This is a genomic window from Paraburkholderia podalyriae (assembly GCF_014397785.1).
GTDB classification, from domain to species: Bacteria; Pseudomonadota; Gammaproteobacteria; order Burkholderiales; family Burkholderiaceae; genus Paraburkholderia; species Paraburkholderia podalyriae.
This window is the reverse complement of record NZ_VZQQ01000327.1, coordinates 1-275: the sequence shown is the minus strand read 5'-3', so window position 1 is coordinate 275 and position 275 is coordinate 1. Positions and strand designations below refer to the sequence as shown.

Below are 275 nucleotides of genomic sequence, written 5' to 3'. Positions count from 1 at the left end.
CTCGGCGTCTTCGAGGCCAGGTGGGACAAGGACTACCCTTCCATCGGGCAGAGCTGGCGGCGCAACTGGGCACGCGTGATTCCGTTCTTCGATTACCCGCCGGAAATCAGGAAGGTGATTTACGCCCCGGAGGAAGTCCCCTTGGGGGACACCACGAATGCCATAGAATCGATCAACATGAGTCTGCGCAAAGTAATCAAGACCCGCAGCTCGTTTCCGACCGATGAGGCCGTGACCAAGCTGTTTTACCTGGCGCTGAACAACATCAGCAAGAA

General features: G+C 57.1%; 1 protein-coding gene. It reads left to right on the top strand.

The window, feature by feature from the left end; genetic code table 11:
• A partial coding sequence (locus F6X42_RS43235) for a transposase (RefSeq protein ID WP_187639801.1) occupies positions 1–275 on the top strand: 275 nt, incomplete at both ends.